26 protein-coding genes are annotated in these 26,293 nt (G+C 73.0%); 16 read left to right on the forward strand and 10 right to left on the reverse strand.

From position 1 onward, the window contains the following. Positions 1-27: 27 nt before the first annotated feature. Complete coding sequence (locus ACIBBF_RS17180) at positions 28-1,398, forward strand: SLC13 family permease (protein ID WP_397415539.1); 1,371 nt, start codon at positions 28-30, stop codon at positions 1,396-1,398. A gap of 645 nt (positions 1,399-2,043) precedes the next feature. On the opposite strand, the gene ACIBBF_RS17185 is transcribed toward ACIBBF_RS17180, so the two are convergent. Further along, positions 2,044-4,038 (reverse strand): zf-HC2 domain-containing protein, encoded by a 1,995-nt coding sequence (locus ACIBBF_RS17185; RefSeq protein WP_397415541.1) that lies wholly within the window; start codon positions 4,036-4,038, stop codon positions 2,044-2,046. 156 nt (positions 4,039-4,194) lie between these two features. Here ACIBBF_RS17185 and ACIBBF_RS17190 point away from each other — a divergent pair, with 156 nt between their 5' ends. Beyond that, positions 4,195-4,554, forward strand: a complete 360-nt coding sequence (locus ACIBBF_RS17190) for a nuclear transport factor 2 family protein (RefSeq protein ID WP_397415543.1) — start codon at positions 4,195-4,197, stop codon at positions 4,552-4,554. 5 nt (positions 4,555-4,559) lie between these two features. Next, on the forward strand, positions 4,560-5,072 hold the full coding sequence (locus ACIBBF_RS17195) for a MarR family winged helix-turn-helix transcriptional regulator (protein ID WP_397415545.1): 513 nt from the start codon (positions 4,560-4,562) through the stop codon (positions 5,070-5,072). A 40-nt stretch (positions 5,073-5,112) separates the two neighbouring features. Here the strand turns inward: ACIBBF_RS17195 and ACIBBF_RS17200 are convergent, their stop codons facing one another. The 3 genes from ACIBBF_RS17200 to ACIBBF_RS17210 all read right to left on the reverse strand — a co-directional run bounded on the left by ACIBBF_RS17200 (position 5,113) and on the right by ACIBBF_RS17210 (position 8,100). Beyond that, a complete protein-coding gene (locus tag ACIBBF_RS17200; protein WP_397415548.1) occupies positions 5,113-5,625 on the reverse strand; it encodes a DUF664 domain-containing protein in 513 nt (170 codons plus the stop codon). Positions 5,626-5,704: 79 nt separating this feature from the next. Next, positions 5,705-6,730 (reverse strand): alcohol dehydrogenase catalytic domain-containing protein, encoded by a 1,026-nt coding sequence (locus tag ACIBBF_RS17205; protein ID WP_397415550.1) that lies wholly within the window; start codon positions 6,728-6,730, stop codon positions 5,705-5,707. Then, complete coding sequence (locus ACIBBF_RS17210) at positions 6,727-8,100, reverse strand: MFS transporter (protein WP_397415552.1); 1,374 nt, start codon at positions 8,098-8,100, stop codon at positions 6,727-6,729. Before ACIBBF_RS17210 ends, ACIBBF_RS17205 begins: the two co-directional genes overlap by 4 nt. Before the next feature lie 143 nt (positions 8,101-8,243). Between ACIBBF_RS17210 and ACIBBF_RS17215 the strand changes: the two genes are divergently transcribed. Continuing rightward, positions 8,244-8,951, forward strand: a complete 708-nt coding sequence (locus ACIBBF_RS17215; RefSeq protein WP_397415554.1) for a GntR family transcriptional regulator — start codon at positions 8,244-8,246, stop codon at positions 8,949-8,951. 276 nt (positions 8,952-9,227) lie between these two features. Here the strand turns inward: ACIBBF_RS17215 and ACIBBF_RS17220 are convergent, their stop codons facing one another. The 4 genes from ACIBBF_RS17220 to ACIBBF_RS17235 all read right to left on the reverse strand — a co-directional run bounded on the left by ACIBBF_RS17220 (position 9,228) and on the right by ACIBBF_RS17235 (position 12,288). Then, positions 9,228-9,989, reverse strand: coding sequence for an ABC transporter permease (locus tag ACIBBF_RS17220; protein ID WP_119146145.1), 762 nt, complete (start codon positions 9,987-9,989; stop codon positions 9,228-9,230). Next, complete coding sequence (locus ACIBBF_RS17225) at positions 9,986-10,792, reverse strand: ABC transporter ATP-binding protein (RefSeq protein WP_397415558.1); 807 nt, start codon at positions 10,790-10,792, stop codon at positions 9,986-9,988. Before ACIBBF_RS17225 ends, ACIBBF_RS17220 begins: the two co-directional genes overlap by 4 nt. Positions 10,793-10,845: 53 nt before the next feature. Beyond that, positions 10,846-11,688 carry a DUF4097 family beta strand repeat-containing protein gene (locus ACIBBF_RS17230; RefSeq protein ID WP_397415560.1) on the reverse strand — a complete coding sequence of 281 codons (843 nt, stop codon included), beginning with the start codon at positions 11,686-11,688 and terminating at the stop codon, positions 10,846-10,848. 69 nt (positions 11,689-11,757) lie between these two features. Next, a complete protein-coding gene (locus ACIBBF_RS17235) occupies positions 11,758-12,288 on the reverse strand; it encodes a toxin-antitoxin system HicB family antitoxin (RefSeq protein ID WP_397415562.1) in 531 nt (176 codons plus the stop codon). Between the two features lie 205 nt (positions 12,289-12,493). Here ACIBBF_RS17235 and ACIBBF_RS17240 point away from each other — a divergent pair, with 205 nt between their 5' ends. The 11 genes from ACIBBF_RS17240 to ACIBBF_RS17290 all read left to right on the forward strand — a co-directional run bounded on the left by ACIBBF_RS17240 (position 12,494) and on the right by ACIBBF_RS17290 (position 20,801). Next, the gene (locus tag ACIBBF_RS17240) at positions 12,494-13,189 is read left to right on the forward strand and encodes an ABC transporter ATP-binding protein (protein ID WP_397415564.1); all 696 of its coding nucleotides are present in this window, start codon (positions 12,494-12,496) and stop codon (positions 13,187-13,189) included. After that, the gene (locus ACIBBF_RS17245; RefSeq protein WP_397415567.1) at positions 13,186-14,466 is read left to right on the forward strand and encodes an ABC transporter permease; all 1,281 of its coding nucleotides are present in this window, start codon (positions 13,186-13,188) and stop codon (positions 14,464-14,466) included. Before ACIBBF_RS17240 ends, ACIBBF_RS17245 begins: the two co-directional genes overlap by 4 nt. A gap of 162 nt (positions 14,467-14,628) precedes the next feature. Beyond that, positions 14,629-15,003 carry an SHOCT domain-containing protein gene (locus ACIBBF_RS17250; RefSeq protein ID WP_397415570.1) on the forward strand — a complete coding sequence of 125 codons (375 nt, stop codon included), beginning with the start codon at positions 14,629-14,631 and terminating at the stop codon, positions 15,001-15,003. A 12-nt stretch (positions 15,004-15,015) separates the two neighbouring features. Continuing rightward, positions 15,016-15,738 carry a ZIP family metal transporter gene (locus ACIBBF_RS17255; protein WP_397415572.1) on the forward strand — a complete coding sequence of 241 codons (723 nt, stop codon included), beginning with the start codon at positions 15,016-15,018 and terminating at the stop codon, positions 15,736-15,738. A 112-nt stretch (positions 15,739-15,850) separates the two neighbouring features. Next, positions 15,851-17,200, forward strand: a complete 1,350-nt coding sequence (locus ACIBBF_RS17260; RefSeq protein ID WP_397415574.1) for a hypothetical protein — start codon at positions 15,851-15,853, stop codon at positions 17,198-17,200. A gap of 39 nt (positions 17,201-17,239) precedes the next feature. Continuing rightward, the gene (locus ACIBBF_RS17265; RefSeq protein WP_397415576.1) at positions 17,240-18,202 is read left to right on the forward strand and encodes a haloacid dehalogenase-like hydrolase; all 963 of its coding nucleotides are present in this window, start codon (positions 17,240-17,242) and stop codon (positions 18,200-18,202) included. Between the two features lie 69 nt (positions 18,203-18,271). Beyond that, positions 18,272-18,733: a DUF6069 family protein gene (locus ACIBBF_RS17270; RefSeq protein ID WP_397415578.1), complete on the forward strand. Its 462-nt coding sequence runs from the start codon at positions 18,272-18,274 to the stop codon at positions 18,731-18,733. A gap of 48 nt (positions 18,734-18,781) precedes the next feature. After that, positions 18,782-19,222 (forward strand): DUF6325 family protein, encoded by a 441-nt coding sequence (locus tag ACIBBF_RS17275; protein WP_397415580.1) that lies wholly within the window; start codon positions 18,782-18,784, stop codon positions 19,220-19,222. 44 nt (positions 19,223-19,266) lie between these two features. Then, the gene (locus ACIBBF_RS17280; RefSeq protein WP_397415582.1) at positions 19,267-19,614 is read left to right on the forward strand and encodes an SHOCT domain-containing protein; all 348 of its coding nucleotides are present in this window, start codon (positions 19,267-19,269) and stop codon (positions 19,612-19,614) included. A 56-nt stretch (positions 19,615-19,670) separates the two neighbouring features. Further along, a complete protein-coding gene (locus ACIBBF_RS17285; RefSeq protein ID WP_397415585.1) occupies positions 19,671-20,087 on the forward strand; it encodes a hypothetical protein in 417 nt (138 codons plus the stop codon). Between the two features lie 51 nt (positions 20,088-20,138). Continuing rightward, positions 20,139-20,801, forward strand: a complete 663-nt coding sequence (locus ACIBBF_RS17290; RefSeq protein ID WP_397415587.1) for a hypothetical protein — start codon at positions 20,139-20,141, stop codon at positions 20,799-20,801. Here the strand turns inward: ACIBBF_RS17290 and ACIBBF_RS17295 are convergent. Further along, a complete protein-coding gene (locus ACIBBF_RS17295) occupies positions 20,798-21,949 on the reverse strand; it encodes an AI-2E family transporter (protein ID WP_397415590.1) in 1,152 nt (383 codons plus the stop codon). The two genes, ACIBBF_RS17290 and ACIBBF_RS17295, sit on opposite strands and share 4 nt — an antisense overlap. Then, entirely contained in the window at positions 21,946-23,703 is a 1,758-nt protein-coding gene (locus ACIBBF_RS17300; RefSeq protein ID WP_397415592.1) for a SulP family inorganic anion transporter, read from the reverse strand. The genes ACIBBF_RS17295 and ACIBBF_RS17300 overlap by 4 nt, the downstream gene beginning before the upstream one ends. Before the next feature lie 118 nt (positions 23,704-23,821). Here ACIBBF_RS17300 and ACIBBF_RS17305 point away from each other — a divergent pair, with 118 nt between their 5' ends. Then, positions 23,822-26,164: an arylsulfatase gene (locus tag ACIBBF_RS17305; RefSeq protein ID WP_397415595.1), complete on the forward strand. Its 2,343-nt coding sequence runs from the start codon at positions 23,822-23,824 to the stop codon at positions 26,162-26,164. The last annotated feature ends 129 nt before the right edge of the window (positions 26,165-26,293 follow it).

Below are 26,293 nucleotides of genomic sequence, written 5' to 3' on the forward strand. Positions count from 1 at the left end.
CGTGCCGCCCCGAGGGGAGCGTGCGGCATGAGCGCCGAGATCATCGCCCTCATCGGGCTCGCCGCCGTCTTCGGCATCTCGGCGGTGCGCAACATCCACATGGGCGCGCTCGCCCTGGTCGCCTCGTTCATCGTGGGCATCGGCGTGGTGGGGGAGGGCCTGGACGACGTGCTGGGCGGGTTCCCCGTCGACGCCCTGATCATCCTGCTGGGCATCACCTACCTGTTCGGGATCGCGCGCGAGACCGGCACCATCGACTGGCTCGTGGACCGCTCGCTCGGGCTCATCGGCGACCGCGTGGCACTGCTGCCCTGGGGCCTGTGGCTGATCGCCACCGGCGTGGCCTGCCTCGGTACCTCGCACGCGGCGTTCGCCGTGGTGCCGATCGCGATGAGCCTCGCCGCGACCCACCGGATCAACTCGACCATGATGGCCATCGCGATGAGCTCCGCCATCGTCGGTGGCGCGCTCGCGCCCACCAGCATCGTGGGCATCACCGTGCAGACCGTGGCCTCCTCCGCGGACCTGCGGTACGACGCCGGCCTGATGTTCGGGCTGTCGGTCGGGATCAACGCGCTGGTCGTGCTCGTGGCGTTCTTCATGTTCGGCGGGCGGGAGCTCATCCAGCGGTCGCGCGGGGCCGGTTCGGGTTCCGGGGTCTCGCCGGAGGGCGGGGCCGGTGGGGGTGCGGGTTCCGGTTCCGGTTCCGGTGGTGCCGGTGGCGGTGGGACCGCGACGGCGACGCTCACGCGGGCCGAGGCGCCGGCGACGCCGGCCGGGGCGACGGGCATGCAGGTGCTCGTCATGGCCTCGATCGTGGTGCTGATCGGCGGGTTCTTCCTGCTCACGCAGCTCGACGTGGACATCAACCTGGGCGTGGTCGCGCTGACCATCGCGGTGATCCTCGCGCTGGTGGACCCCGGCGTCGGACGACGCGCCATGACCAAGGTCGACTGGAGCACCATCCTGCTGCTGGGCGGCATCATCACGTACGTCGAGGTGCTGACCCGGCTCGGCGCCATCGACCAGCTCGGCGAGGCCGCCCGCTCCGTGAGCGACCCGCTCGTGGCCGCGTTCGTCATCTGCGTGGTGGCCGGCCTGGTGTCGGCGTTCGCCTCCACGATCGGCATCATCGGGGCGCTCGTCCCGCTGGCCGTTCCGCTGCTCGTGCCCGGCGGCGGCCTGGAGATGACCGGGTTCATCTACGCGCTGGCGATCTCGGCCTCGCTCGTGGACTGCGCCCCGTTCGGCACCACCGGCGCGACCATCGTGGCGTCCACGGTGGAGGCGGACCGGCCACGGGTGAACCGGAACCTGACCGTCTGGGGCCTGTCGATGGTGATCATCACCCCGGTGGTGACGCTGCTGACGATGGTGGTGCCGTTCCTCTGGGCTTGACGCCGGGGCGGCCGGGGCTGGCGTGCCTCGGGGGTGGGGGCTGGGACTGGGGGCTGGGGGCTGGGTTGGCTTGGCTGGGTTGGCTCGGGCTGGGTTGGCTGGGTTGGCTGGGTTGGCTTGGTTGGCTGGGTTGGCTGGGTTGGCTGGGTTGGCTGGGTTGGCTTGGCTGGGTTGGCTGGGTTGGCTGGGTTGGCTTGGCTGGGTTGGCTGGGTTGGCTGGGTTGGCTGGGTTGGCTTGGCTGGGTTGGCTGGGTTGCTGGCTTGGCTGGGTTGGCTGGGTTGGCTGGGTTGGCTGGGTTGGCTTGGCTGGGTTGGCTGGGTTGCTGGCTTGGCTGGGTTGCTGGCTGGCTGGCTGGGTTGGGCTGGCTGGGTCGCGGGTGCCGGCCGGGCTAGGGGCGTCGGCTGGCCTGGGCTGGCGGCGTTGGGCCGGGCTGGTTCGGTCCCTTGCACCCGCTGGGCTGTGGTGGTGGGGGGGGGGGGGGGGGGGGGGGGGGGGCCGCCGCGGGGGGGGGGGGGGGGGGGGGGGGGGGGGGGGGGCCCCCCCCCCCCCCCGCCCCCCCCCCCCCCCCCCCCCCCCCCCCCCCCCCCCCAACACGTTGCCGGAGGGGCGGCTAGAGACCGAAGTGGGGAGGACGTGGTGCCCCGCTACTTGGTCTCCGAGCGGGTCCAGCGCTCCCAGAGCCAGAGAATGAAGACGATCAGCAGGAACGCAGGCACGCCCGCGACGCCGAGCCGGGCGAACCAGCTCCTCAGCTCCGCGCCGATGCCGGGGGTGGTGCCCTCGGCGGACGCGGGGCCGTCGCCGTTGGTGGTGGGGTCGGCCCCGGTCTGGTCGCGGTGGCCGGTCGTGGGGTCGGCCCCGGAGGTGCCTGCGGAGTTGTCGCCGTCCGCCGAGTCGCTGCCGTTCTCGGAGTTGTCGCCGTCCGCGGAGTCGCTGCCGGGGGCGCCTTGGTCGCCGTCGTCGTCACCGTGCGCGGGGTCGGCGCCGGTGCGGCTGCCGGATGCCGTGTCCGCATCGCCGGTGCCACCGGACGAGCCGTCGCCCAGGCCGAGCCCGGCCAGCCAGTCCGAAACGGTTGCTCCGAGGTCCGAGCTGCCGCCGTCCGAGCTGCCGTCGGAGCCGTCGGCCGGGGTGGTGCCGGAGTCGCCAGGAGCGCCGTCCGGGTTGTCGGTTCCTGTTCCGCCGCTTCCCGTGCCGGACCGGGCCCCGTCGTCGGACTGGGCCCCGTTGTCGGTGGTGGACTCGGGTTCGTCGGTGGTGCCGGCATCCGTACCCGCAGCGTCAGGGTCGTTCTCGCTGGGAGCGTCCGGACCGTCGCCGGAGTCGCGGCCGTCCCCGGTCGGATCGGCTCCGGTTCCCGTCTCGCCGTCGCCCGATCCCTCCGGCGCACCGCTGCCCGGTGCAGCGTCCGCGCCGGGGCCTGCTGCACCGTCGGCGTCACCGGCACCCGTCTCGCCGTCGGCTGTGCCAGCTCCGCCGTCGGCTGTGCCAGCTCCGCCCTCGGCTGTGCCAGCTCCGCCCTCGGCTGTGCCACCTCCGCCGTCCGTCCCGCCGTCTCCACTGCCAGGTTCGCCCTCGCCTGCACCCCCGCCCGCCGCGCCCCCGTCCTCGCCCGCCCCTCCGCCGCCCGGAGCACCCCCGCCCGGAGCACCCGCACCCCCGCCCGAGCCGCCATCCGAACCCGCTCCCTCACCCGCACCCCCACCAGGAGCCTCGACGGACTCCGCCGCTGGCGGGTCGTCGGGCTGGTTCGCCACGAGCGCCGCCGCGCCTGCCCCGACCGCCAGAGCGGCAACCACCCCCGCGGCGACCGCGGCCTCCTTCTTGCCGAACGAGCGCGGTGCCCCGGCACCCGCGGCCCCGCCTCCGGCCGCGCTGCCGCCCGCGGCGCCGGCCACCCCGGCGCCGACCGCCGCACCGAGCGCACCGGTCGCCAGCGCCCCGGCCACGACGTGCTGGCCCAGGTCGCGCAGCATCCAGGACACCTCCCGCACGTCCAGGAAGGCGCGCGTGCAGTCGGCGCAGCCGTCCATGTGGGTCTCCACCCGGGCGCGGCGCCGGGGGAGCAGCCGGTCCTTCAGGTAGTCGTGCATGGCGGCGCGGGTGGCTCGGCACTCGGGCTCGTTCACGGTGCGGGCGTGGGCGGCGGCGAACGCCCCGGCGAGGCGTTCCTCGGCGCGCCGCAACCGCATGGTCACCGCGTGCGGGCGTACGCCCAGGCCGGTGGCGATGTCGCTCACGGCCTTGTCGTGCACGTGGCGTTCGAGCAGGATCTGGCGGTCGTCGTCGGCCAGGTCGGCCAGGGCCGTGCGGAGCATCGAGACGTCCGCCTGGCGTTCGGCGTCGAGCTCCGCGCCCTCGGCGGGTGGGGTCAGGCCGTCGAGCGTGTCGTCCTCGACGAGGGTGGTGCGTCCGGCCTCCCGCGTCATCGAGATGGCCTCGTTCATGGCCGCACGGCGCCAGTAGGGCGCGGGGTCGGTGATGGTGCCGCCGGTCGAGACGATGCGGATCATCTTCTCCAGGGCACGGCTGGTGGCCTCCTCGGCGTCGATGCCGGGCACCCGGGCCATGACCGAACGCACGACATTGGGCCGATGCACGACCCAGTCGTCGATCTGCAGCGCGCGTGCGGCAGTCATACCGGCTGATCCCCTCCCGTTCGGGGACCATTCCACCGAGGTCGGGCACGGGCCGCGCGACGAACCGCAGAATGTGCGTCAACGCACCATCGGCTTGACGAGCGGTGTGCGGGCACCTACTTTGAGTGAAACTTCACGTAAATCTGGAGGGGTGCCATGTCGGAGCCGGGGCTCGAGAAGCTGATGCGCGCCAACCTGCTGGAGGTCTTCGGGGAGCGGGACGCCACCCGCCGGGCGGAGGCGATCCGCCGGACGTACACGAAGGACGTGGTCTTCGCCGATGCGGAGGGCCAGGTCGAGGGGCACGAGGCGCTGGACGCCAAGGTGCGGGAGATCCTGGACGGGGCACCGGGCTTCGTGTTCCGGCCGGACGGGGACTTCTACCAGGTGCAGGACCTGGGCTACCTGGCATGGGCGCTCGGGCCCGAGGGCGCGCCGCCGGTGGTCCGCGGCACGGACATGGGCTTCGCCCGCGACGGGCTCCTGGCGAAGGTCTACACCGTCCTGTTCCGCTGAACCGCATGGGCCGGTACGACGTCCCTCCCGAGTCGCCCTTCGCCTTCCTCGACGACGACCAGGTGCGCGCCTGGTACGCCTACATGAAGGTGCACCTGCGCCTGCGGTACGAGATGAACCACCAGCTCCAGGCCGACGCCGGGGTCTCCCTGGCGGACTACGACGTCCTGGTGGCGCTCACCAGCGACCAGGACGGCAGCATGACGGTCTCCGACCTGGCCACGCGCATCGGCGCCGAACGGAGCCGGGTGTCCCACCAGGTGCTGCGCATGGCGCGCCGCACCCTGGTGGAGGTCACGCCGAGCGCACGGGACCGCAGGGCGACGGACGTGACCCTCACCGACGAGGGGCGCGCCCTGCTCCGACGTGCCTCGCCGGCGCACACCGACTTCGTGCGCACCGTCTTCCTCGACGCGCTGTCGGGGGCGCAGACCCGGCAGCTGGCGAGCGCGTTCGAGGACATCTACGACCGCCTGGTCGAGCACGGCACGCTCCCGCGCCCCGCGGACCACCCCTGAACGACGGCGTGGCCGGCCGGCCGTCGCCGGGGGAGCGGGTTCAGCGACGGCGCAGCACGAGCCCGCGCACGTACGCCGCCTGCCCGGCGTGCTGCATGTCGTCGTTGACGACGCTGACCAGCCGGACGCCGAGCGTCACCGGCGGGTCCCACCGGGTGTCGACCACGCGGTCGAGGTCGTCGTCGGACAGCCGTTCCAGGTAGCGCACCGTATGGCCGTGCACGGCGTCGTGGTACCCGGTGAGCAGGTCGCCGGACGAGACGCGGACGGCGGCCACCTCGTCGGCGTCGTGCCGGTAGCCCGTCTCCTCGGCCGGGAACGGCAGGCCGAACCGGCGGTCCCAGCCGTCGTCGGACCAGATCTGGCTGGTGCCGGCCGCGTCGGCGACGTGGTCGTCCTGGACCCGGGTCAGGTGCCAGACGAGCCAGGCGACCGAGTTGGAGCCCTCGTCGGGCCGGAAGGCCAGCTCGTCGGGGTCGAGGCCCCGGACCGCGGCGTGCACCGTCTCCCGGATCCTGCCGAACGCGTCGACCAGCAGCTGAGTACCTCGCATCGTTCCCCCTCGGACCTCGACGTCGCGTGCGGTGCCACGATGCCACAGCAGATGCGGCAGCACCGCACGCGACGGCTGGTCAGCCCTGTGCCAGGCGGATCAGCACCTTGCTGCTCTCCGGCCCGGCGGCGGCCGCCAGCGCGGCGCCGGCGTCCTCGATGCCGAACCGGTGCGTGACGACGTCCGAGACGTCGAGCCCGTCACGCAGCGCGTCGAGCGCGTCGCTGATCTCCTCGACGAACCGGTAGGCCCCGACCCAGGTGATCTCGCGGGTCACGAGGTCGCCGAGCGCGGCGGGAGCCGCGGCGCCGGGCAGGTTGCCCACCTGGACGAGCGTGCCGCCGCGGGCCGTGGCGCGCAGCACGCCGCCCAGCGCGGCGGGTGCGCCGGAGGCCTCGAACACGAGCTCGCTGTCCTGCGGCAGCGTGTCGCCGGCGGCGACGTTCAGGGTGCGGTCGGCGCCGAGCTCCTTGGCCACGGCCAGGGACGTGCCGGACACGTCGGCGGCGGTGACCGTCGCGGCTCCGGCATGCTTCGCGGCGGCCACGACGAGGCAGCCGATCGGTCCCGCCCCGTTGACCACGACGTCCCGCCCGCGGACGACGCCGGCGCGGCGCACCGCGTGCATCGCCACGGCCAGCGGCTCGGCCAGCGCCCCCTGCTCGGTGCTCACGCCGTCGGGCAGGCGCCTCAGCTGGGCGGCGGGGACGGCCCGCAGCTCGCTGAACCCGCCGTCGGTGTGCGGGTGGAAGGCCGCCGAGCCGAAGTACCGCACGTGCGAGTGCAGGTTGGTGCGCCCGGCCAGCCGGTCGGGCAGCACGGACTCCGCCGTCGCCGTCGCGGGGTGCACGGTCACCGGGGTGCCCGGCGCCCAGCCGCTGACGCCCGGACCGAGGGCTGCCACGCGGCCGGCCACCTCGTGACCGAGGACGAGCGGGTCGCGCAGCACGGCCGTGCCCGAGGACCCGTTGCGCCAGTAGGCCACGTCCGACCCGCAGACACCGCCCCACTCCATCGCGACGAGCACCTCGCCGGGCCCGGCCACGGGGTCGGGGCGCTCCTCGACCCGCAGGTCCCCGGCCCCGTGCACGACGACGGCCCTCATACGGCGTCCTCGAGCTGGACCAGGTCGCGGCCACGGGTCTCCGGCGCGAGGCGCGCGGCGACCAGGGTGATGACCGAGTAGGCGACGAGCATCGCGGCGATGGGCCACCAGCTACCGGTGGCCGCGGTGAGCGAGGCGGCGACGACCGGGCCGATCGCGGTGGCGAGGATGCCGCCGATCTCCTTGGTCAGGGCGAGCTGGGTGAACCGGGTGCGGGCGCCGAACAGCTCGGCCATGGTCACGCTCTCCAGGGCGAACAGGCCCAGCACGCCGATGTTGAGCCCCGCGATCATGCCGAGCAGCAGCGCGGCGGTGCTGCCGCTGGTGACCAGCAGCATCATCGGGAACGCGAACGCGATGGTGAGCAGCGAGAGCGTGGTGTACATCGCGCGCCGTCCGAAACGGTCGCCGAGCATGCCCACCAGGGGCACCGTGGCGAAGCCGGCGATCGAGCCCCACATGATGGCCTCGGTGGGCAGGGCGCGGTCCATGGCCAGGTTGGTGGCGATGTAGCCCACCAGGAACGTCTGGATCAGGCCGGAGTTGCCGGCCTGGCCGAACCGCAGGGCCAGCGCGAGGAAGAACGCCTTGCCCTTGCGCTGCGCCAGCGCCGCCTCCAGCACGGGCGCGGCGGGCGCCTCCTTGACCTCCGAGCGGCTCAGGGCGACGCCGTCGACCACGTCGGCCCGCGCCTCGAACACGGGGCTCTCCTTGACGTTCCGGCGGATCCAGACCGCGAGGATCATGAGCACGAAGCTGAGCAGGAACGGCACGCGCCAGCCCCAGGACAGGAGCTGCTCCTCGCTGAGCACCACCAGCAGCAGCGCCCACAGGGCCGAGGCCGCCAGCGTGCCGGAGTTGGTGCCGAGCGAGACCAGCGACGCCACCAGGCCGCGCCGCTTGACCGGCGCGTACTCGGCGAGCATCACGGTGGCCCCGGCGATCTCCGCGCCGGCGCCGAAGCCCTGCACCAGGCGCAGCACCACCAGGAGGATCGGCGCGGTGATGCCGATCATCTGGTACGTGGGCAGCACGCCGATCAGCGTCGTCGACACGCCCATGAGCGCGATGGTCAGGAACAGCACCTTGCGCCGGCCGATCCGGTCGCCCATGCGGCCGAAGTAGATCGCGCCCGCGAGGCGGGCCACGTAGCCGACGCCGTAGGTCGCCATCGCCGCGATGAGCGCGATGGCGGGGCTGACCCCGGGGAAGAAGATCTGGTTGAACACGATCGCCGCCGCCAGCGAGTAGAGCTGGAAGTCCATGAACTCCATGGCGGTACCGAGCCAGCCGGAGACGGCTGCCTTGGTGAGGTCCTTGGTCGACCGGGTGACCACGTTCCCCGGTGGGGTCATAGCGGTGTCCGCCATGGGAGGTGCTCCTTGACTTCGTGACTGACGTCGTTGTCGGGACATGCCCACGACCTATGTGTGGCAGGACTTGTATGGAAGCAGTGTCGACAAGTTGGTGTCAACTGCCGTGCCTGCTCGGTGCCTCGTCTAGACTCCCTGGCATGGGGCAAGGCTCGCGATCCAACCGGAGCGTCGTGTACGAGACGCTGCGCCGCAAGGTGCTCACCCTCGAGCTGCCGCCGGGCGCCTCGCTCTCGGAGAACGAGCTGGCGGCGTCGCTCGGCGTGAGCCGCACACCGGTGCGCGAGAGCCTGATCCTCCTCGGCGAGGAGGGGCTGGTCCGGGTGTTCCCCAAGGTCGGGTCGTTCGTCTCCCGGGTCGACGCCGAGCGGGTCGCGGACGCACAGTTCCTGCGCGAGGCGGTCGAGCTCGCCGCGTTCGACGACATCCCCGACGTGCTCGACCCGGACCTCCTGGCCGAGCTGCGCGCCAACCTGGAGCAGCAGCGGGAGCCCGGACTCGGCATCGAGCGCTTCTTCGAGCTCGACGAGGCGTTCCACCACGGGCTGCTGCGCCTCAGCGGGCACGGCCGCGCGTGGTCCACCGTCGTGGCGGCCAAGGGGCACCTCGACCGGGCGCGGCGCCTGGGCCTGCACGAGTCCGACGGCGTGGGCCGGTTCGTCGACGAGCACCATGCCATCCTCGACGCCGTGGTCGCGGGAGACATCTCCAGCGCACGCGACTGCCTGCGCGGGCACCTGCGCGCGGTGTTCGACGACATCGAGAAGACCCGGCAGCGCTCGCCGGAGCTGTTTGCCGCCGACGACGGGTCGGTGCCGGTACGACGCAGCGTCGCGGTCTGGGAGTAGCCGCGGGGGTGGGGCCCGGGGGAGCGCGGGCCGGGCGGTGCGGGCCGGGCGGTGCGGTCCGGTCCGGGGGAGCGCGACTCGCGAGTGTGCACGAAGCAGTGCCACGGTGCGCCGTCGTCCAACTGCCAGGCCCGCGCACGCAAAGTGCGCTTCTACCCAGTCATTGGGCCCAGAATCAGACGGGATTCTGGGCCCAAGGACTGGGTAGAAGCGCACCTTCGGGCGGGGACGAGCCGGGACCGGACCAGGCTGGATCGGACCGGCCCCGCCCCGTCCTCAGCTGATGCGGCGGCGGTAGGCCGACGTCGCGAACGCGAACGCCACCACCAGGATGCCGACGCACCAGGCCAGCGCGACCCAGATGTCCGTACCGACCGGCTGCTCGGCCAGGAGGTTGCGGATCGCGTCGACGATCGAGGTCACGGGCTGGTTCTCGGCGAACCAGCGCACCGGGCCCGGCATGGTGTCGGTGGGCACGAACGCCGAGCTGATGAACGGCAGGAAGATGAGCGGGTAGGAGAACGCGCTCGCGCCGTCCACGGTCTTGGCGGACAGGCCCGCGATCACGGCGAGCCAGGTCAGCGCCAGCGTGAACAGGGTGATGATGCCGGCCACGCCGAGCCAGGCCAGCACGCCGGCCCCCGAGCGGAAGCCCATGGCCAGGGCCACCAGCACGACCACCGCCACCGAGATCAGGTTGGCGACCAGCGAGGTCAGCACGTGTGCCCAGAGCACCGACGAGCGGGCGATGGGCATGGACTGGAACCGCTCGAGGATGCCGCCCTGCATGTCGAGGAACAGCCGGTAGGCCGTGTAGGCGATGCCCGACGCGACGGTGATCAGCAGGATGCCGGGCAGCAGGTAGTTGACGTAGTTCTCGGTGCCGGTCTGGATCGCGCCGCCGAAGACGTACACGAACAGCAGCATGAGGGCGATCGGGGTGACCGCGGTGGTGATGATGGTGTCGGGGCTGCGGCTGATGTGGGTCAGGGACCGGCCCGTCAGCACGGCGGTGTCGCCGAAGAAGTTCTTGCTCATCGCTCTTCCTTCGTGGTCGCAGGAGTGGTGCCGTTGCCGCCGACGAGCGAGAGGAAGACGTCCTCCAGGGACGGCTGCTTCTCGACGTACTCGACCTTGGCGGGCGGGAGGAGAGCCTTGAGCTCGGCCAGCGTGCCGTCGACGATGATGCGGCCCTCGTGGAGGATCGCGATGCGGTCGGCGAGCTGCTCGGCCTCGTCCAGGTACTGGGTGGTGAGCAGCACGGTGGTGCCGTTCTCGGCGAGGGCCTTCACCGTCTGCCACACCTCGATGCGTGCCTGGGGGTCCAGGCCCGTGGTGGGCTCGTCGAGGAAGATGATCGGCGGGTCGCCGATCAGGCTCATCGCGATGTCCAGGCGACGCCGCATGCCACCGGAGTAGGTGCCGGCCTTGCGGCCGCCGGCCTCGGTCAGGGAGAACCGGGCCAGGAGGTCGTCGGCGACCTGGCCCGGGTTCGCCAGGTGTCGCAGCCGGGCCACCAGCACCAGGTTCTCCCGGCCGGTGAGGATCTCGTCGACGGCCGCGAACTGGCCGGTGAGGCTGATCGACTCCCGGACGTCGGCGGCCTGGCCGGCGACGTCGAACCCGTTGACGCTCGCCGTGCCGGCGTCGGCGGTCAGCAGTGTCGACAGGATCCGGACCATGGTGGTCTTGCCGGCGCCGTTGGAGCCGAGGAGGGCGAAGATGCTGCCGCGGGCGACCTCGAGGTCGACGCCCCGCAGCACGTGCAGGTCCTTGTAGGACTTCTCGATGTTCCGTACCCGGATCGCGATGTCGCGTCCCTGTTCGGTGGGCAGGCTCATGTCACTTCCATTCTCTGGGGCTGATCCTGGGGAGGAGTGGTGCGGGAAGACGGTCACGGGCGGCGGACGATGATGTCGCCCCACCCGGTGCTGGCGTGGATCTCTGCGGTGGCCTCGTTCTCGACGGGGCCCTCGGTGGGCGTGAGGTCGTTCCGGACGCTGCCGTGCTCCGAGCTCACGTCGAGCCAGGCGGCGGTGCCCTCGGGCACGTTGATCTCGATGGACCCGTACGACGTCGTGGCGGTGACGCTGCCCGAGTCGACGCGCTCGACGCGGATGCCGGCGTGCGCCGACCGCACCGCGAGCGTGCCGTGCACGCGGTCCACGACGATCTCGGCGTGTGCTCCGATGACCTCGAGCGTGCCGGTCATCGAGCCCACGATCGTGGCGCCGTTGCTGGCGCGGACGGTGCCCTCGCCGGAGAACTCGGTGATCCGCACGCCTCCGGCGCCTGCCTTGACGTGGGTGGGCCCGGTGGCGCGGCGGGCGACGACGGACCCGGCCGAGACGTTGAGGTCGAGGCGGTCGGCCTCGTCGACCCGGGCGTCGCCACCGTTCAGGGTGAGGTCGACGGCGCCGAGGCGGCCCTCCGCGTACAGCGACCCCGCCTTGCCGCGCAGGTCGGATCCGGTGGGCACCTCGATCGTGACGATCGCCCCGCCGGCGGAGAACGGCAGCACGTACTGCTTCCAGGAGTTGGGGTAGACGATCGAGACGGCGTCGCCGTCCCGGGTGACCCGGGTCTCCTCGGCGGCGCGCACCGACCCGGACTTGGCGGGGTCGGCCGGCAGCACGGTGACGACGACGTCGTCCCGGTCGCTCGCGGTGACGCGCAGGTTGCCGAAGGGGACGTCGATGACGACCGGGACGGGCGTGGGCGCGGGGAAGGTGGGCATGACGACTCCAGGTGGTGAGGCTGTGGGGTGATGTGGTGTCGCCGTGGTGTCACGGCGGGCGGGTCGGTGTCAGCGCACCCAGCCGGTGAGGCGGGTGCTGCCGGGCTTACCGGGCGGGCCTTGCTGCTCGGGGCGGCCGGTGGGCTGCTCCAGGGCGGCGGCGACCGCCCGGACGAGCCACGTGTTGACCGAGACGCCCTCGCGCGCGGCGGCGAGCTCGGCGCGGGTCTTGAGGTGGTCGGGCAGGCGCAGCGTGGTGCGGGTGGTGGCGCCCGCCTCGGTCTCGACCGCCGCCGGCGAGACCGCAGGTGCCGACGCCGCAGGGACGGTGGCCGGGACGGCGGCCGGTGCGGCGGTCTCCGGGACGGCGACCACGAACTCCGGGTCGCCGCCGCGCAGCCGCACGTCGACCGAGCCGGGGGCGAGCTCCGCCGAGATCTCGCCGGCCGCCGCGGAGAGCGCCTCCAGCAGGACGAGCCGGGCGGCGGCGTCGAGCGGGGCGGTCAGGCGGCCGGCGAGCTCTCGGGCCTCGTCCCCGCCCGCGGCGGCCGCGGCGGAGAGCTGGCGCTGCAGCTCGTCGACATGTCTCGTCAGGTCCATGACGCCACTATGACACCACGCATGGTGTCAGCGCAAGGGGTATGGCGTCATGTGTGGTGTCGCGTGGTGTCGTCCCAGGTGGGCGGACGGCGGGAAGTGCTACCAGGGGGGTACACGAGAGTCATCGCCAGGCTGATCCGCGTGGGCCGGTGCACGCGCAGGGTGGGACTCGTCCGACGAACCAGCACCAGAGAGAGGCCGTGACGTGGCATCCCCACTGCTCTCCGTGAGCAACCTGCACAAGACCTACGGGTCCGGGCCGAGCGCGTTCGAGGCGCTCAAGGGCCTGGACCTGGACATCGCCGAGGGTGAGTCGGTGGCGATCACCGGCAAGAGCGGCTCGGGCAAGTCGACCCTGATGCACCTGCTCGCCCTGCTGGACCGGCCCACCTCGGGCACCATCACGCTGGACGGGACAGACACCTCCCGCCTCTCGGCCAAGCAGCTCAACCAGACCCGCAACCGCACGTTCGGGTTCGTGTTCCAGCAGTTCTTCCTCAACGCCCAGGCCAGCGTGCTGGACAACGTGACCCTGCCGCTGAAGATCGCCGGGGTGCCCCGCCGCGAGCGTCACGCCCGCGGGCTGGCGGCCCTGGCACAGCTCGAGCTGGACGACAAGGCCGGCAACAAGGCCAACGACCTGTCCGGCGGGCAGAAGCAGCGCGTGGTTATCGCCCGCGCGCTGATCAACCGGCCGCGCGTGATCTTCGCCGACGAGCCGACCGGCAACCTGGACACCACCACCGGCGGCGTCGTGGAGGACATCCTGTTCGGCCTCAACCGCAGCCACGGCATCAGCCTGGTGGTCGTCACGCACGACGACGACCTGGCCGCCCGGTGCGACCGCAGCATCCAGATGCGCGACGGCCTGGTCGCCGCGCACGAGGAGGTGGCGGCATGAGGACCGTCGACGTGGTCGCCACCGCGTTCCGCAACGCCTTCCGGTCGCGGCTGCGCACCAGCCTGACCGTCCTGGCCATCTTCATCGGGGCCTTCACGCTGTCCCTGACCAACGGTCTGGGTACGGGCATCAACCGGTACATCGACGACACGGTGGCGTCCGTCGGCGTCGAGGACGTGCTCACCGTGACCAAGACCGACGACTCGGTGCCCACCGAAGGCCCCGCCGAGTACGACCCCGACCAGATCGCCGCCGACGGTCCGCCCGGCTCCACGACGACGGCCCTGACCGACGACGACATCGACACCCTGGCCGGGATCGACGGAGTGCTGGGCGTCGAGCCGGTCAAGGCGGTCACCACGGACTACGTCCAGCACGGCGGCGGCGACCGGTACCAGCTCGCCGTCTCCCAGTTCGTGCCCGGGATGAAGGCGGAGCTCGCCGCCGGCCGGCAGGTCGACCTCGACGCCCCCGACCCCGAGCTGGTGCTCCCGGAGGATCACGTGGAGCCCCTGGGCCTCGGGACGGCGTCCGACGCCGTGGGACAGACCGTCACCCTCGCGGTCACCGACGGCACCGGGAAGCAGGTGACGACCGAGGCGACAGTGGTCGGGGTGGCCGAGCCCGGCGTCATCAGCATGGGCGGCGCCATCCCGAACGACGTGCTCACGCAGGAGCTCTACGACCTGCAGGCCACCGGGGTGCCCGCGGCACAGGCCTCCCGTTACGCGCAGGCCTCGGTGACCTTCGACGCCGACGCCGGACCGGAGGCCCAGCAGGCGCTCGTGGACCGCCTGGCCGACGCCGGGTACACCGCCAGCACCCTGGAGGACCAGCTCGGCACGCTGACGTCGGTCATCGACGCGATCGTGCTGGTGCTGAACGGGTTCGCGGTGATCGCGCTGATCGCGGCGGGCATCGGGATCGTCAACACGCTCTTCATGGCGGTCCAGGAACGCACCCGCGAGGTGGGCCTCATGAAGGCCATGGGACTGTCCAGCCCGCGCGTCTTCTCCCTGTTCAGCATCGAGGCGGTGGTGATCGGCCTGGTCGGCAGCGCGCTGGGCGTGCTGGCCGCGATCGGCGTCGGACAGCTCGTGGGCAGCGTCTCGGGCGACCTCCTGGCGAACCTGCCGGGCCTGACCCTCGTCGCCTTCGACCCGGTCACGGTCGCGGCCGTGGTGCTGGGCGTCATGGCCATCGCCTTCCTCGCCGGCACCCTGCCGGCGCTGCGGGCGGCCCGGCAGGACCCGATCTCGTCGCTGCGGTACGAGTAGCGGGAAGTACCGGCAGGTACCGGGAAGTGTGGGGAGCGGGCAAGGCGAGCGGGCGTTCACCCGTTTCCCACGAGGCGGTGGCAGGACGCCGCGCCTACCGTGGAGCTCTCGGCTCGTGCCGGGGAAAGACCCCATGGAGGAACGTCGAGAGCGGAGACGGTCATGGACTTCTGGGACTTCTTCTGGCTGATGGTCTACAGCTTCTTCTTCGTGGCCTACCTGATGGTGCTGTTCCAGGTGGTCGCCGACCTGTTCCGGGACAAGGAGCTCTCCGGGTGGTGGAAGGCGGTGTGGATCATCTTCCTGATCTTCCTGCCCGTCCTGACCGCACTGGTCTACCTGATCGCGCGCGGCCGGGGCATGGCACAGCGGCAGGCTGCCGTGGTCACCCAGGCACGCCAGGACACCGAGAGCTACATCCGCGACGTGGCCGCGGTGGCGCCCGCCGACCAGATCGCGAGCGCCAAGAACCTGCTGGACTCCGGCACCATCACACCGGCGGAGTTCGAGCGGCTCAAGGCCAAGGCGCTGGCCTGACGGGCCCGGCGCGTGCTGGCAGCCTTCGGGTGGGGTGCGCTCGGGGCGGCCGCCCTGGTCGCGGGGGCGCTCGTGGCGTACGCGGGGCGGCCGAGCCGCCGGTTCATCGCGGTGGTGATGGCGCTCGGCGCCGGACTGCTCATCGGGTCGGTCGCCTTCGAGCTGGTGGACGAGGCCGTCGAGACGGCCTCGGTCGGCCAGGTCGGGCTGCTCACCCTGCTGGGCGCGGCCACCTTCACCGCCGGTGACTGGTGGCTGGGCCGGCGCGGCGCGGCGGCACGCAAGGACGCGGGCGGGGCCCAGGCCGACGGGGCCCCGCTCGCGATCGTGTTCGGGTCGGTGCTCGACGGCATCCCGGAGTCCTTCGTGCTCGGCCTGACCGTGCTGGAGGGGAACGTCAGCGTGGCGCTGCTGGCGGGCGTGATCCTCAGCAACTTCCCGGAGGGGCTGTCGTCCTCGAGCGGGCTGCGCACGGCCGGGTGGACGCGGTCGCGGGTGCTGTGGATGTGGTCCGTCGTGGTGCTCGTGGCCGGGGTGAGCGCGGCTCTCGGGTACCTGCTGCTCGACCCGGCCAGCGGCCGCACCGGGGCGCTCGCCCAGGGTTTCGCGGCCGGTGCGCTGCTCGCGATGGTGTCCAACACGCTGCTGCCGGAGTCCTACCGCGTGGAGGGCGTGGCCACCGGTTCCCTGGTGGCGATCGGCTTCGCGGTCTCGCTGATGCTGTCGGCCGTCTGACGGCGCGGCTCACCCGTTCCGGGGGAGGCTCTGGCCTGCGGGTCCGCCCAGCATGGGTGACGGGCGGCGCGCGACCTCGCGTGCGGAGCACGCCCCGGGCTCGGAGGGGCGGATGAACGACGCGGCCGCAGCACCGGAGGACGGCGCGCGCCTCGCCGCGCTGGAGCGCGAGAACGCGGAGCTGCGCGGCCGCCTCGATGCCCTGGCCGCGGCCGGGCGGACGGCCGGCGCCCCGCGGCCCGTACGCCACCGGGGGCGCAGCACGGCCGCCGTGGTCCTGATCGTGCTCGGCGCCCTGCTGGCCCCCGTCGGCGTGGTCGCGGCGTGGGCGGAACGCACCCTGACCGACACCGACCGGTACGTCGCCACGGTGGCGCCCCTGGCCGAGGACCCGGCGGTCCGGTCCGCCGTGTCGGCCCGGATGACGTCGGCGCTGATGGAGCAGATCGACGTCGGCGCGCTGCTCGACGGGGTCGCCGAGGGGCTGGACGAGCAGGGGCTCGCGCCGCGGGTGGCGGGCGCCCTGCCGATGCTGGAGGCGCCGCTGACGGGCGGGGTCGAGTCGTTCGTCCGTGACGCCGCGGACCGCGTGGTCGCGAGCGACCAGTTCCGGGACGCCTGGACCCAGGCCAACCGGGTCGCCCACCAGCAGCTCGTGGCCGTCATGCGGGGCGAAGGCGGCGACGTGGTCCAGGCCGGCGAGGACGGCCGGCTCACCATCCAGCTCGCCGGGGTGATCGACCTGCTCAAGGACCGGCTGGTGGACCGGGGGTTCACGCTGGTGGCCAACCTGCCCACCGTCAGCGCGTCGTTCGTCGTCCTGGAGTCGTCCCAGCTCGTCGAGGTGCGCAACCGGTACGCGCAGGTGGTCGCGCTGGGGCAGTGGTTGCCGTGGGTGGTGCTGGTCCTGCTGGGCGCGGGCGTGGTCGCGGCGGTGCACCGCCTGCGGACCCTGGTCGTGGCGGGCCTCGCGCTGGTCGCCGCGATGCTCGTGATGGCGCTCGCGCTCGCGGTCGCCCGCGGGCTGTACCTCGATGCGCTCAGCGGCCTGGTGCTGCGCCTCGACGCCGCGCAGGTCGTCTTCGACCAGGTGGTGTCGTTCCTGCGCGTGACGCTCCGCACCGTGGGGGTGCTCGGCCTCGTGGTGGCGGTGGCGGCCTACCTGGGCGGGTCCAGCGCGTCGGCGCGGAGCCTGCGGGCCGCCGTCGGCAAGGGCCTGGGCGGGGCGCGAGGCTGGGCCGAGGGCAGGGGAGCGACCACCGGGCCGGTGGGCACCTGGCTCGCCCGCTACCGCGCCGTGGTCCGGGTGGCCGTCGTCGCGCTGGCCGCCGTCGTGCTGCTGCTCGCGCCGAGCCCGACGCCGGGTCTCGTGGCGGGCGTGGCCGTGGGGGCCCTCGTGCTGGTGCTGCTCCTCGAGCTCCTGTCCCGCCCCGTGGCGGCCGCCGGGGGAGACCGGACCTGAGCGCGCGTGCCGTCCGCCCGAACGACCCGAGGAGCCCACGTGACCGACCTGACCGGCGACCCGCTGCCGTCCTGGCGCTCCGGACCCACCCGCGACGCCCTGCTCGGGTTCCTCGGCGCGGCGCCGGAGATCCCGCCCGAGGACCGGGTGGCGTACTTCGACAACGACGGCACCCTGTGGTGCGAGCGGCCCACCTACGTGCAGTACGAGTTCTATCTCGACGCGCTGCGGCGGCGGGTGCGGGACGACCCGGCGCTCGCGCACGAGGCCGAGTTCCGTGCCGTGCTCGCGGGGGACTCGGCGGCGGTGGGGGAGATCGGGCTGGAGCGGGTCGCGCTGGCCCTGGCTGGGCTCTTCCGGGGGCTCGACCCCGCGGCCTTCACCCGGGAGACCCGCACGTTCCTGCGCTCGGCCGCCCACCCGACCCTGGGCCGGCCCCTCGCCGCGACGCGGTACCGGCCGATGCTCGAGCTGCTCGGCGCCTTGCGGGCGCTGGACTTCACCGTGGGCGTCGTGACCGGCGGTGGTACCGAGTTCGTCCGCTCGGTCAGCCAGGAGCTGTACGACGTGCCGCCCGAGCGTGTGGTCGGGACCATGATCGCGTACGTCCTCGACCGGGACGACGCCGGCCGCCCGGTCCTGCGGCGCACCGGGCGGGTGCTGGGCGACGTCAACGAGGGCGCCGCCAAGGTGACCAACATCCAGACCCAGCTCGGGCGCTCGCCGGCGCTCGCCGCCGGCAACTCCGCGGGTGACACCGAGCTGCTCGAGTGGGCTTCCGCTGCCGACGGACCGCACCTCTCGCTGCTGGTGGACCACGACGACGCCGACCGGGAGTTCGCCTACGCCGGTCAGGCGCAGACGTTCGCGGCGGACGAGCCGATCACGGACACGGCGCGGCGGCTCGGCTGGACCGTGGTCAGCATGCGGCGGGACTGGGCCACGGTGTTCGCCGGGGGCCTCACGGACGGCGAACCGGCCGGGTTCACCCGCAACGGGTGAGCCGCCTGCCGCACCGCCCGCGCAGGGTCGCAGGGTCGGCACGAGCGAGACGAGAGGTCAGGTGAGACGGTGGCCGTCCCACGACAACCGCAGGATCCCGCACCGCGCGCCCGCGCCGTGGACGCCCGCACGCTCTGGTCGGGAGGGGTCGCGACGGCGCTGGTCGTGGCCCTGATCGCACTGGTGGGCGTGCTCGTCCTCCGGGGGGTGTTCGACATCCCGCTCCTGGCGCCCCAGGGGGAGGGCGTGTGGGGCGACGTGTCGACGGTCCGGTTCATGGTGGCTGCCGCGGTCGCCGCTCTGCTCGCCGTCGCGCTCGTGCACCTGCTGCTCCTGAGCACGCCGCGGGCGCTGTCGTTCTTCGGCTGGATCGTGGGCCTGGCGACCGTGGTCGCCGGGGTGGCGCCGTTCGTCACCGACGCCCCGCTGGGCAGCAAGCTGGCGAGCGCGCTCATCAACGTGGTCATCGGGTTCGCGATCCTCGGTCTGGTCTCGGGCATCGCTCGCACCACCGTGGCACGTGCCGGGTAGTCCCCCCGGTCCCGCAACTCCTGTTGCGAACAGTCCCTGGAGGTCATCATGCAACCCTCGTTCGGTCCCGTCGAGCTTGTCGCGCTCGCCTTCGACACCCCGCGCATCCCGCCCTCGGTCACCCGGGCCGTCCTCGACGTCGCCGCGGGCGGCGCCGTCACCCTGCTGGACCTCGCCGTCGTGCGCCGCGGCGAGGACGGCGAGATCGCGCTCCTGGAGGCGCACGAGCTGGGCGACGAGATCGACCTGGTCACCGTGGAGCTCCCCGCCGCCGGGCTGACGGGCGACGAGGACCTGCGGGAGATCGCCGCGGCGGTCGACCCGGGAATGTCCGTGCTCGTCCTGGCGATCGAGCACACCTGGTCACGAGCCCTCGTGCAGGCGGCCGTGGACGCGGACGCGGAGGTGATCCTGCACGAGCGGGTACCCGCCACGACGGTCAACGAGGTCGCGGCTCAGGCCGAGACCGCGGCCGGGTCCCCGGCCTGAACCCGAACCTCACCGCAGAACCTGACAACGAACGGAGCACCGACATGGCACCCCTGAGACGTTTCGGCAGGCCCGGACTCCTGGGCACCGCCGCGCGCACCGCCGTCATCGCGGGCACCGCCCAGGCGACGGCGGGAGCGATCAGCCGCCGCCAGGCGAACCGCGCCCAGCAGCAGTACGAGGCCCAGCAGTACGAGGCCCAGCGGTACGAGGCGGCCCCGCCCCCGGCGCAGCCCGTCGCGCAGCCCCAGGCGGCACCGCCTGCGGCAGCGTCCGGCGGCGCGGGGAACAACGAGCTGCTGGCCCAGCTCGCGCAGCTGGGCACGCTGCACGGCCAGGGCGTCCTCACGGACGCCGAGTTCGCGGCGGCCAAGGCGAAGCTGCTGGGCTGAGCGCCCGCCCGCCGTACCCGACGACAGATCCGTACCGACGACAGAAGGGCATCGACATGCGCAGCACCACGAGACGGGCGGCGGGCGTCGCGACCGGGCTGATGATCCTGGCCACGGCGGCCTGCTCCAGCGAGACACCCGAGGAGAACACCGAGCAGGCCTGCGCCGCCGCCGAGCAGCTCGGCACGGCACTGGACGACTTCGCCACGACTGCTACCCCTGATGCCACGGTCGACGAGGTGATGACCGCGCGCGACGAGGTCCGCGCCGCCTGGCAGGACCTCGACGCCGCGGCGGACCAGGTGGCCCAGGACCGCGGTCAGGCACTCGACGAGGCATGGGACGGCCTGCAGCAGGCGGTCGAGGACGTGGACGGCGACGAGACCCTCCAGGACGCGGCACAGTCCCTGAAGGACGAGGCGGAGAACGTCCAGGAGGCCCGCGAGGCCATGGTGGACGAGCTGGGGTGCTGACAGCGGCACCGTACGGGGAGGCCGACGACGACGCGGGGAGCGGTGGTGGGCATGCCGGAGGAGACCGTCGAGACCGAGCCGGACCAGGGGCGCCGCCCCGGACGGCGTTGGCCCCTGGAGACCGTGGCCGTCGTGCTGCTGGCGGTCACGGCTGTGCTGACCGCGTGGAGCGGGTTCGAGTCCAGCAAGTGGAGCGGCGAGATGTCGATCGCGTTCTCCCGCGCCTCCACCCAGCGCATCGAGGCGGCCCGCGAGGCCACCACGGCGGAAGCGGCGCGTGCGGTGGACCTGCAGGTGTTCGGCATCTGGCTCCAGGCGACGGCGGACGGGGACGAGACCCTGGCGCAGTTCGCGCGCGAACGGTTCACCGACCACTTCACACCGGCATTCGACGAGTGGCTGGCAGCGCGCCCGCTCCAGGACCCCGGCGCGCCGCGCAGCCCGTTCATGCTGGACAGCTACGTGCCGCCCGGCGAGGTCGAGGCGCAGCAGGCCGACGACCGGGCGGACGCGTACTTCGGGGACGCGCTCGCGGACAACCGGCGCGGTGACAACTACACCCTGCTCACGGTCCTGTTCGCGCTCGTGCTGTTCTTCGGGGCGCTCGCGGGCAAGTTCGACTCGGAGCGCAGATCGTGGGCGGTGCTCGCTGGGGCCGGGGTCCTGCTGCTCGTCGGGATCGGCTTCCTGGCAGCATTTCCCAAGATCGTCTAGGGGCGCGGTCCGGGGCCGGCCGCCTCGTCGTCGTCCACGGGCTGCCACCTGGTCGGGTCCCGCAGCAGGTGGGACTCGATGAGCGCGTGGCGCCGCAGGTAGGTGTTCGCCGTCGCCTGGATCGTGGCGGCCACGGGCAGTGCGAGGAACGCGCCCAGGGCGCCGAACAGCGCGCCGAACGCGAGCACCACGAGGAAGCTCACCGCGGGGTTCATCTCCAGCGCGCGCGCCGACACCTTGGGCGAGAAGTAGAGGTTCTCGAGCTGCTGGTACCCGATCACGAAGGCCAGCACGCCGAGCGCCTGGGGCAGGCCCTGCGCCGTCAGCGCGACGGCCACGGGCAGCGCCCCGCCCAGGTAGGTGCCGATGGTCGGCACGAACTGCGACACCACGCCGACGAAGAGCGCCAGCGGCAGCGCGTACGGCGTGCCCAGGACGAGCAGGAAGACGGCGGTGAAGGCGCTCGACAGGGCCGCGAGCACGATGCGGGAGCTGATGAAGTCGGAGACCTTGACCTGGGTGATCTCCCACAGCGTCAGCACCTCCTGCTGCCGTGCGGGTGTCAGCCACCGGCAGACGGCCGCCCGGAACCTCGGGCCGGCCGCGAGCAGGTAGTAGGTCACCAGGAGAACGGTGAGCATCGCGAAGAGGGCCCCGATCACCGTGGTGCCGAACAGCAGCGCACCGGAGGCGACGTCGTCGCCGAAGGTGGTCAGCACGTCACGGACGAGATCGCCCGAGTCGGGGAGGGCGAGGCCGAACCGCTCCGCGGCGAGGTCCTGGACCGCCGTGTAGACCTCGGGCACCACGTCCAGGAGCTGGAGGAGCTGCTGTACGAACAGGTTGCCGAACAGTGCCAGCACCACGGCGACGGCCACGAGCGAGCCGCCGAGCGCGGTCGCCGCTGCCGCACCGCGCCGCCAGCCGTGCCGCACGCACCACAGGACCGGGGGCTCGAGCGCGAGCGCCAGGAAGAAGGCGATGAGCACGTTGATCGCGAGGCCGCGCAGAGCGCCCAGCGCGTACCAGCCGAACGCCGCGAGGTAGACGGCGAGCACCGCCATGAGCAGCGCCCGCGGCAGCCACCGGGGCGGACGCCGGGACGTGGCCTCGCCCCGAGGCGCGGAGCGCTCCGCCGGCCCGGTCATGCCGGAGCCTCTCCCGTGGCCTCGCCTGTGGCTTCTTCCGTGGCCTGCTCCGCGGCCCGTTCCGGGGCGGCCGCCGCCACGGCGGCTCCCACGGTGGGCAGGACCCGGCCGTCCCGCTCCGCCGCCGCCCACCACGCCGACACCGTCGCCCTGCGGCGCACCCGCGCCGGGAAGGCCGCCAGCAGGAGCCTGATCCCCTCCCGGGCGAGGTCTGCGTCCAGCCCCTCGACGGCGTCCAGCAGCGGTACCGTCGCCCGCTCGACGGCCGTGCCCTCCAGCACCACCGCGCGCGGCGGCGGGTCGGCGGCGAGGGCCGCGGCCAGCACGGCGTCCTGCGTGGGGCGGGCGTTGCCCGTGTAGATCGTGCGGTCGAGGTGCAGCAGCATCAGCCTGGGTGGCGCGGCCTCGCCGTCGGGCGGGGGGTTGGTGGTCCAGCCGCCGTCGGGTGCGGGGTGGAGCGGGCGGACGGCGCTGCGGCTCACGGCACGCAGCACCAGGAACAGCGTGAGCACCACGCCCGCGCCCACGGCGGGCAGGAGGCCCGCCGTGAGCCCGATCGCCGTGGTGATCGCCGCGACCCAGAGCTCGGTCCGGTCGATGCGGTACAGCCGCACGAACTCGGCCGGCGACACGAGACCCACGACCGCGACCAGCACCAGGGTGGCGAGCGTCGCGGCCGGCAGGTCGCTCAGCACGGGGGCGAGGAAGAGTGCGACGAGCACGGCCAGCGCCGCCGTCGTGATCCCCGACACCTGGGTGCGGGCGCCTGCACCCAGGTTGACCGCGCTCTGGGAGAAGCCGCCCGCCGGGGGCAGGCACTGGCTGAGGCCACCGCCGAGGGCCGCGACACCGACGGCGAGCAGCTCCCGGTCGCTGTCGATCGCCGGCTCGGACCGTTGCCGTTGTGCGCGTGCCACCAGGACCGTCTCGAGGAACGCCATGACGGCGATGGCCAGCGCGCCGGGCAGCAGGCGCACGACCTCGTCCCACACGGGCAGGCTCACGCCCGGCAGCCCGGCGGGCACCGGCTCGATGAGCGCCAGCCCGCGGTCCTCGACGTCGGTCAGTGCCACCAGCAGGATCGAGGCCGCCACGACCACCAGCGCGCCCGGGACCCGCGGCGCCACCCGCCGCAGCACCAGCAGGGTGCCCACGGCGGCGGCCGAGACCACGGCGGTGAGCACGTGCGTCGTGGACAGTGCGGACACCACGCCGCCCAGTGCGCCGAGGAACCCCGGGTCGTCCGCCGGTGTGGCCAGACCCAGGAGCGTCGGTAGCTGCGCCACGGCGACCGTCAGCCCCACGCCCGTCTTGACCCCGGTCAGGGTGGCCGGGCTGATCTGCTCCACGAGCGAGCCGAGCCGGAACAGCCGCATCGCCAGGAGGCAGGCGCCGACCAGCGCGGTCAGGGTGAACGCGGCGCCGAGCACGTCGTCGGCCGCCTGGTCCGCCGCTCCGCCCGCCGACCCGCCGGCCGCCGCGAGCGTGGACGCCGTCAGCACGGCGATCGTGGACGTCGTGGAGACGCTGAGGGTGTGCGAGCCGCCGAGCAGCGCGTACAGGACCACGGGCACCATGCAGGTGTAGAGCCCGACGGCCACGGGCAGGCCCGCGATGGTCGCGTAGGCCATGGCCTGCGGCACCACGACGACGCCGGCGGCCAGGCCCGCGACGACGTCCGCCCGCAGCCACGTCCTGCGGTACCCCCGCAGGGAGGGGGCGAGCCAGCCCGGGAGTGCCGAGGTCGCGTCCACACCCGTCAGCCAAGCTGTGGGCCTCGCCGATCCTTTCACCTGGATCGGGTGAGGTGGCCCGCGCCCGCGCCCGCGGAACATCCAGGGGCGGGGGCGTGACCGAGCTGGAGGAAAAGAGATGGCACGGGAGTTCCAGGGCAGGATCGAGCTCGACGTCCGCGACTCGCAGGGGGACTGGGACGCGTTCCTCCCCGACAAGGCACCGCAGGGCGCCCCCAACGTGCTGGTGGTGCTCTACGACGACACCGGGCAGGCCGCCTGGTCGCCCTACGGCGGCCGGATCCAGATGCCGACGATGGACCGCCTCGCCGCCGGCGGCCTCACCTACTCCCAGTGGCACACGACGGCGCTGTGCTCGCCCACGCGCTCGACGTTCCTCACCGGGCGCAACCACCACCTGAACGGGTTCGCGTCGATCTCCGAGAGCTCGACGGGCTTCCCGGGGTACAGCTCGCACATCCCGCCGTCGAACGCGACGCTCGCGACCGTGCTGCGCGACGCCGGGTGGAGCACGTTCTGGGTGGGCAAGAACCACAACGTGCCGATCGACGAGTGGACCACGGGGGCGTCGAAGAAGCGCTGGCCGCTGGGTCAGGGGTTCGACCAGTTCTACGGCTTTCTCGGCGGGGAGACCAACCAGTGGTTCCCGTCCCTCGCGGAGGGCAACCGGTACGTGGCGCAGCCGTACGGTCCGGAGGACGGGTACCACCTGTCGAAGGACCTCGCCGACCAGGCGCTGCGGATGATCCGGGACAGCAAGCAGACCGAGCCGGACAAGCCGTGGTACCTGTGGTTCTGCCCCGGTGCCAACCATGCTCCGCACCACGCCCCGCAGGAGTACGTGGACAAGTACAAGGGTGCCTTCGACGACGGGTACGAGGCGTACCGCGAGTGGGTGCTGCCGCGCATGATCGAGCGGGGCGTGCTGCCCGAGGGCACGGAGCTGACGCCCATGAACCCCATGCCGGAGGGCACCTTCACCCCGCCGGACAGGGTGCGGCCGTGGGCCGGGCTGAACGAGGAGGAGCGAGCGCTGTTCTGCCGGATGGCGGAGGTGTACGCCGGCTTCTCCGAGTACACCGACGCCCAGGTGGGTCGCATCGTCGACTACCTGGAGGAGTCCGGACAGCTCGAGAACACGCTGATCCTGTACTGCGCGGACAACGGGGCCTCGGCCGAGGGCAGCCCTGACGGGTCGGTCAACGAGGGAAAGGTCTTCGGCGGCTACCCGGACGACCTGCAGCAGAACCTCTCGATGGTGGACCGGCTCGGCAGCCCCGACACCTACAACCACTACCCGACGGGCTGGGCCATGGCGTTCTCGACGCCGTACCGCATGTTCAAGCGGTACACCTACCAGGGTGGGGTGTGCGACCCGCTCGTCGTGCACTGGCCGGCGGGCATCTCCGCGCGCGGCGAGGTGCGGCACCAGTACCACCACTGCACGGACGTGGTGCCGACCATCCTGGAGGCGTGCGGGGTCGAGTTCCCCGACGTCGTCGACGGGGTGGAGCAGACGCCGCTGTCGGGTGTGTCGATGATGTACTCCTTCGACGACGCGGACGCGCCGACGCGCAAGGAGACCCAGTACTACGAGATGTTCGGCAGCCGCGGCATCTGGCACCGGGGCTGGAAGGCGGTCACCGAGCACGGGCCGGTCAGCGGCATGAGCGGTTTCGACAGGGACCGGTGGCAGCTCTTCCACACCGACGAGGACCGCGCGGAGGCGCACGACCTCGCCGCCCAGCACCCGGACCGGGTCGAGGAGCTCAAGGAGCTCTGGATGCGCGAGGCGCGGGCCAACGACGTGCTGCCGCTCAACGACCTGCAGGTGCTCGGCAACGCGAAGGACTTCGAGACCTACATGAGGATGGAGTTCCACGTCCCGGTGCCGCCGACGGGCCAGTACACCTACTACCCGGGTACGTCGGAGGTTCCCGAGCGCTCGGCCGCCAACGTGCACGGCGTGTCCTACAAGGTGCTCGCCGACCTCGACCTGGAACCCGGCACGGAGGGTGTGGTCTTCGCCCAGGGCTCGCGGTTCGGTGGCCATGCGCTCTTCCTCAGGGACGGCACCGTGACCTATGCGTACAACTTCCTCGGCATCCCGCCGGAGATCCGCGTCTCGGCACCGGCGCCCACGAGCGGTCGGCACGTCGTCGGCGTCGACTTCGCCAAGGAGCGCACGGGCGAGTACCGCGAGGCGATCGGTCCGCTGCGGTTGTGGGTGGACGACGAGCTGGTCGCCGAGCAGGAGATCCGGACCGTCCTGGGCCACTTCTCGCTGTGCGGGGAGGGTCTGTGCATCGGCTACGACAGCGGGGACGCGGTCTCCAGCCTGTACGCCGGGTCGAGCTTCGAGTTCACGGGCGGCACGATCCACAAGGTGGTGTTCGACGTCGCGGACGACGCCTACGTGGACGTCGAGGCCCACCTGCGGGCCGCGATGGCCCGGGACTGACCGGCCGGCGGGGCGGGGGGCCCCCCCCGGGGGGGGGCCCCCCCCCGGGGGGGCGCCCGGCCCGGGGGGGGCCCCCCCGGGGGGGGGGGCCCCCCCCGGGGGGGGGGGGGCCGCCGAGGGGTTGAGGCA

It is taken from the genome of Promicromonospora sp. NPDC050880 (assembly GCF_044456525.1).
Lineage (GTDB): Bacteria > Actinomycetota > Actinomycetes > Actinomycetales > Cellulomonadaceae > Promicromonospora.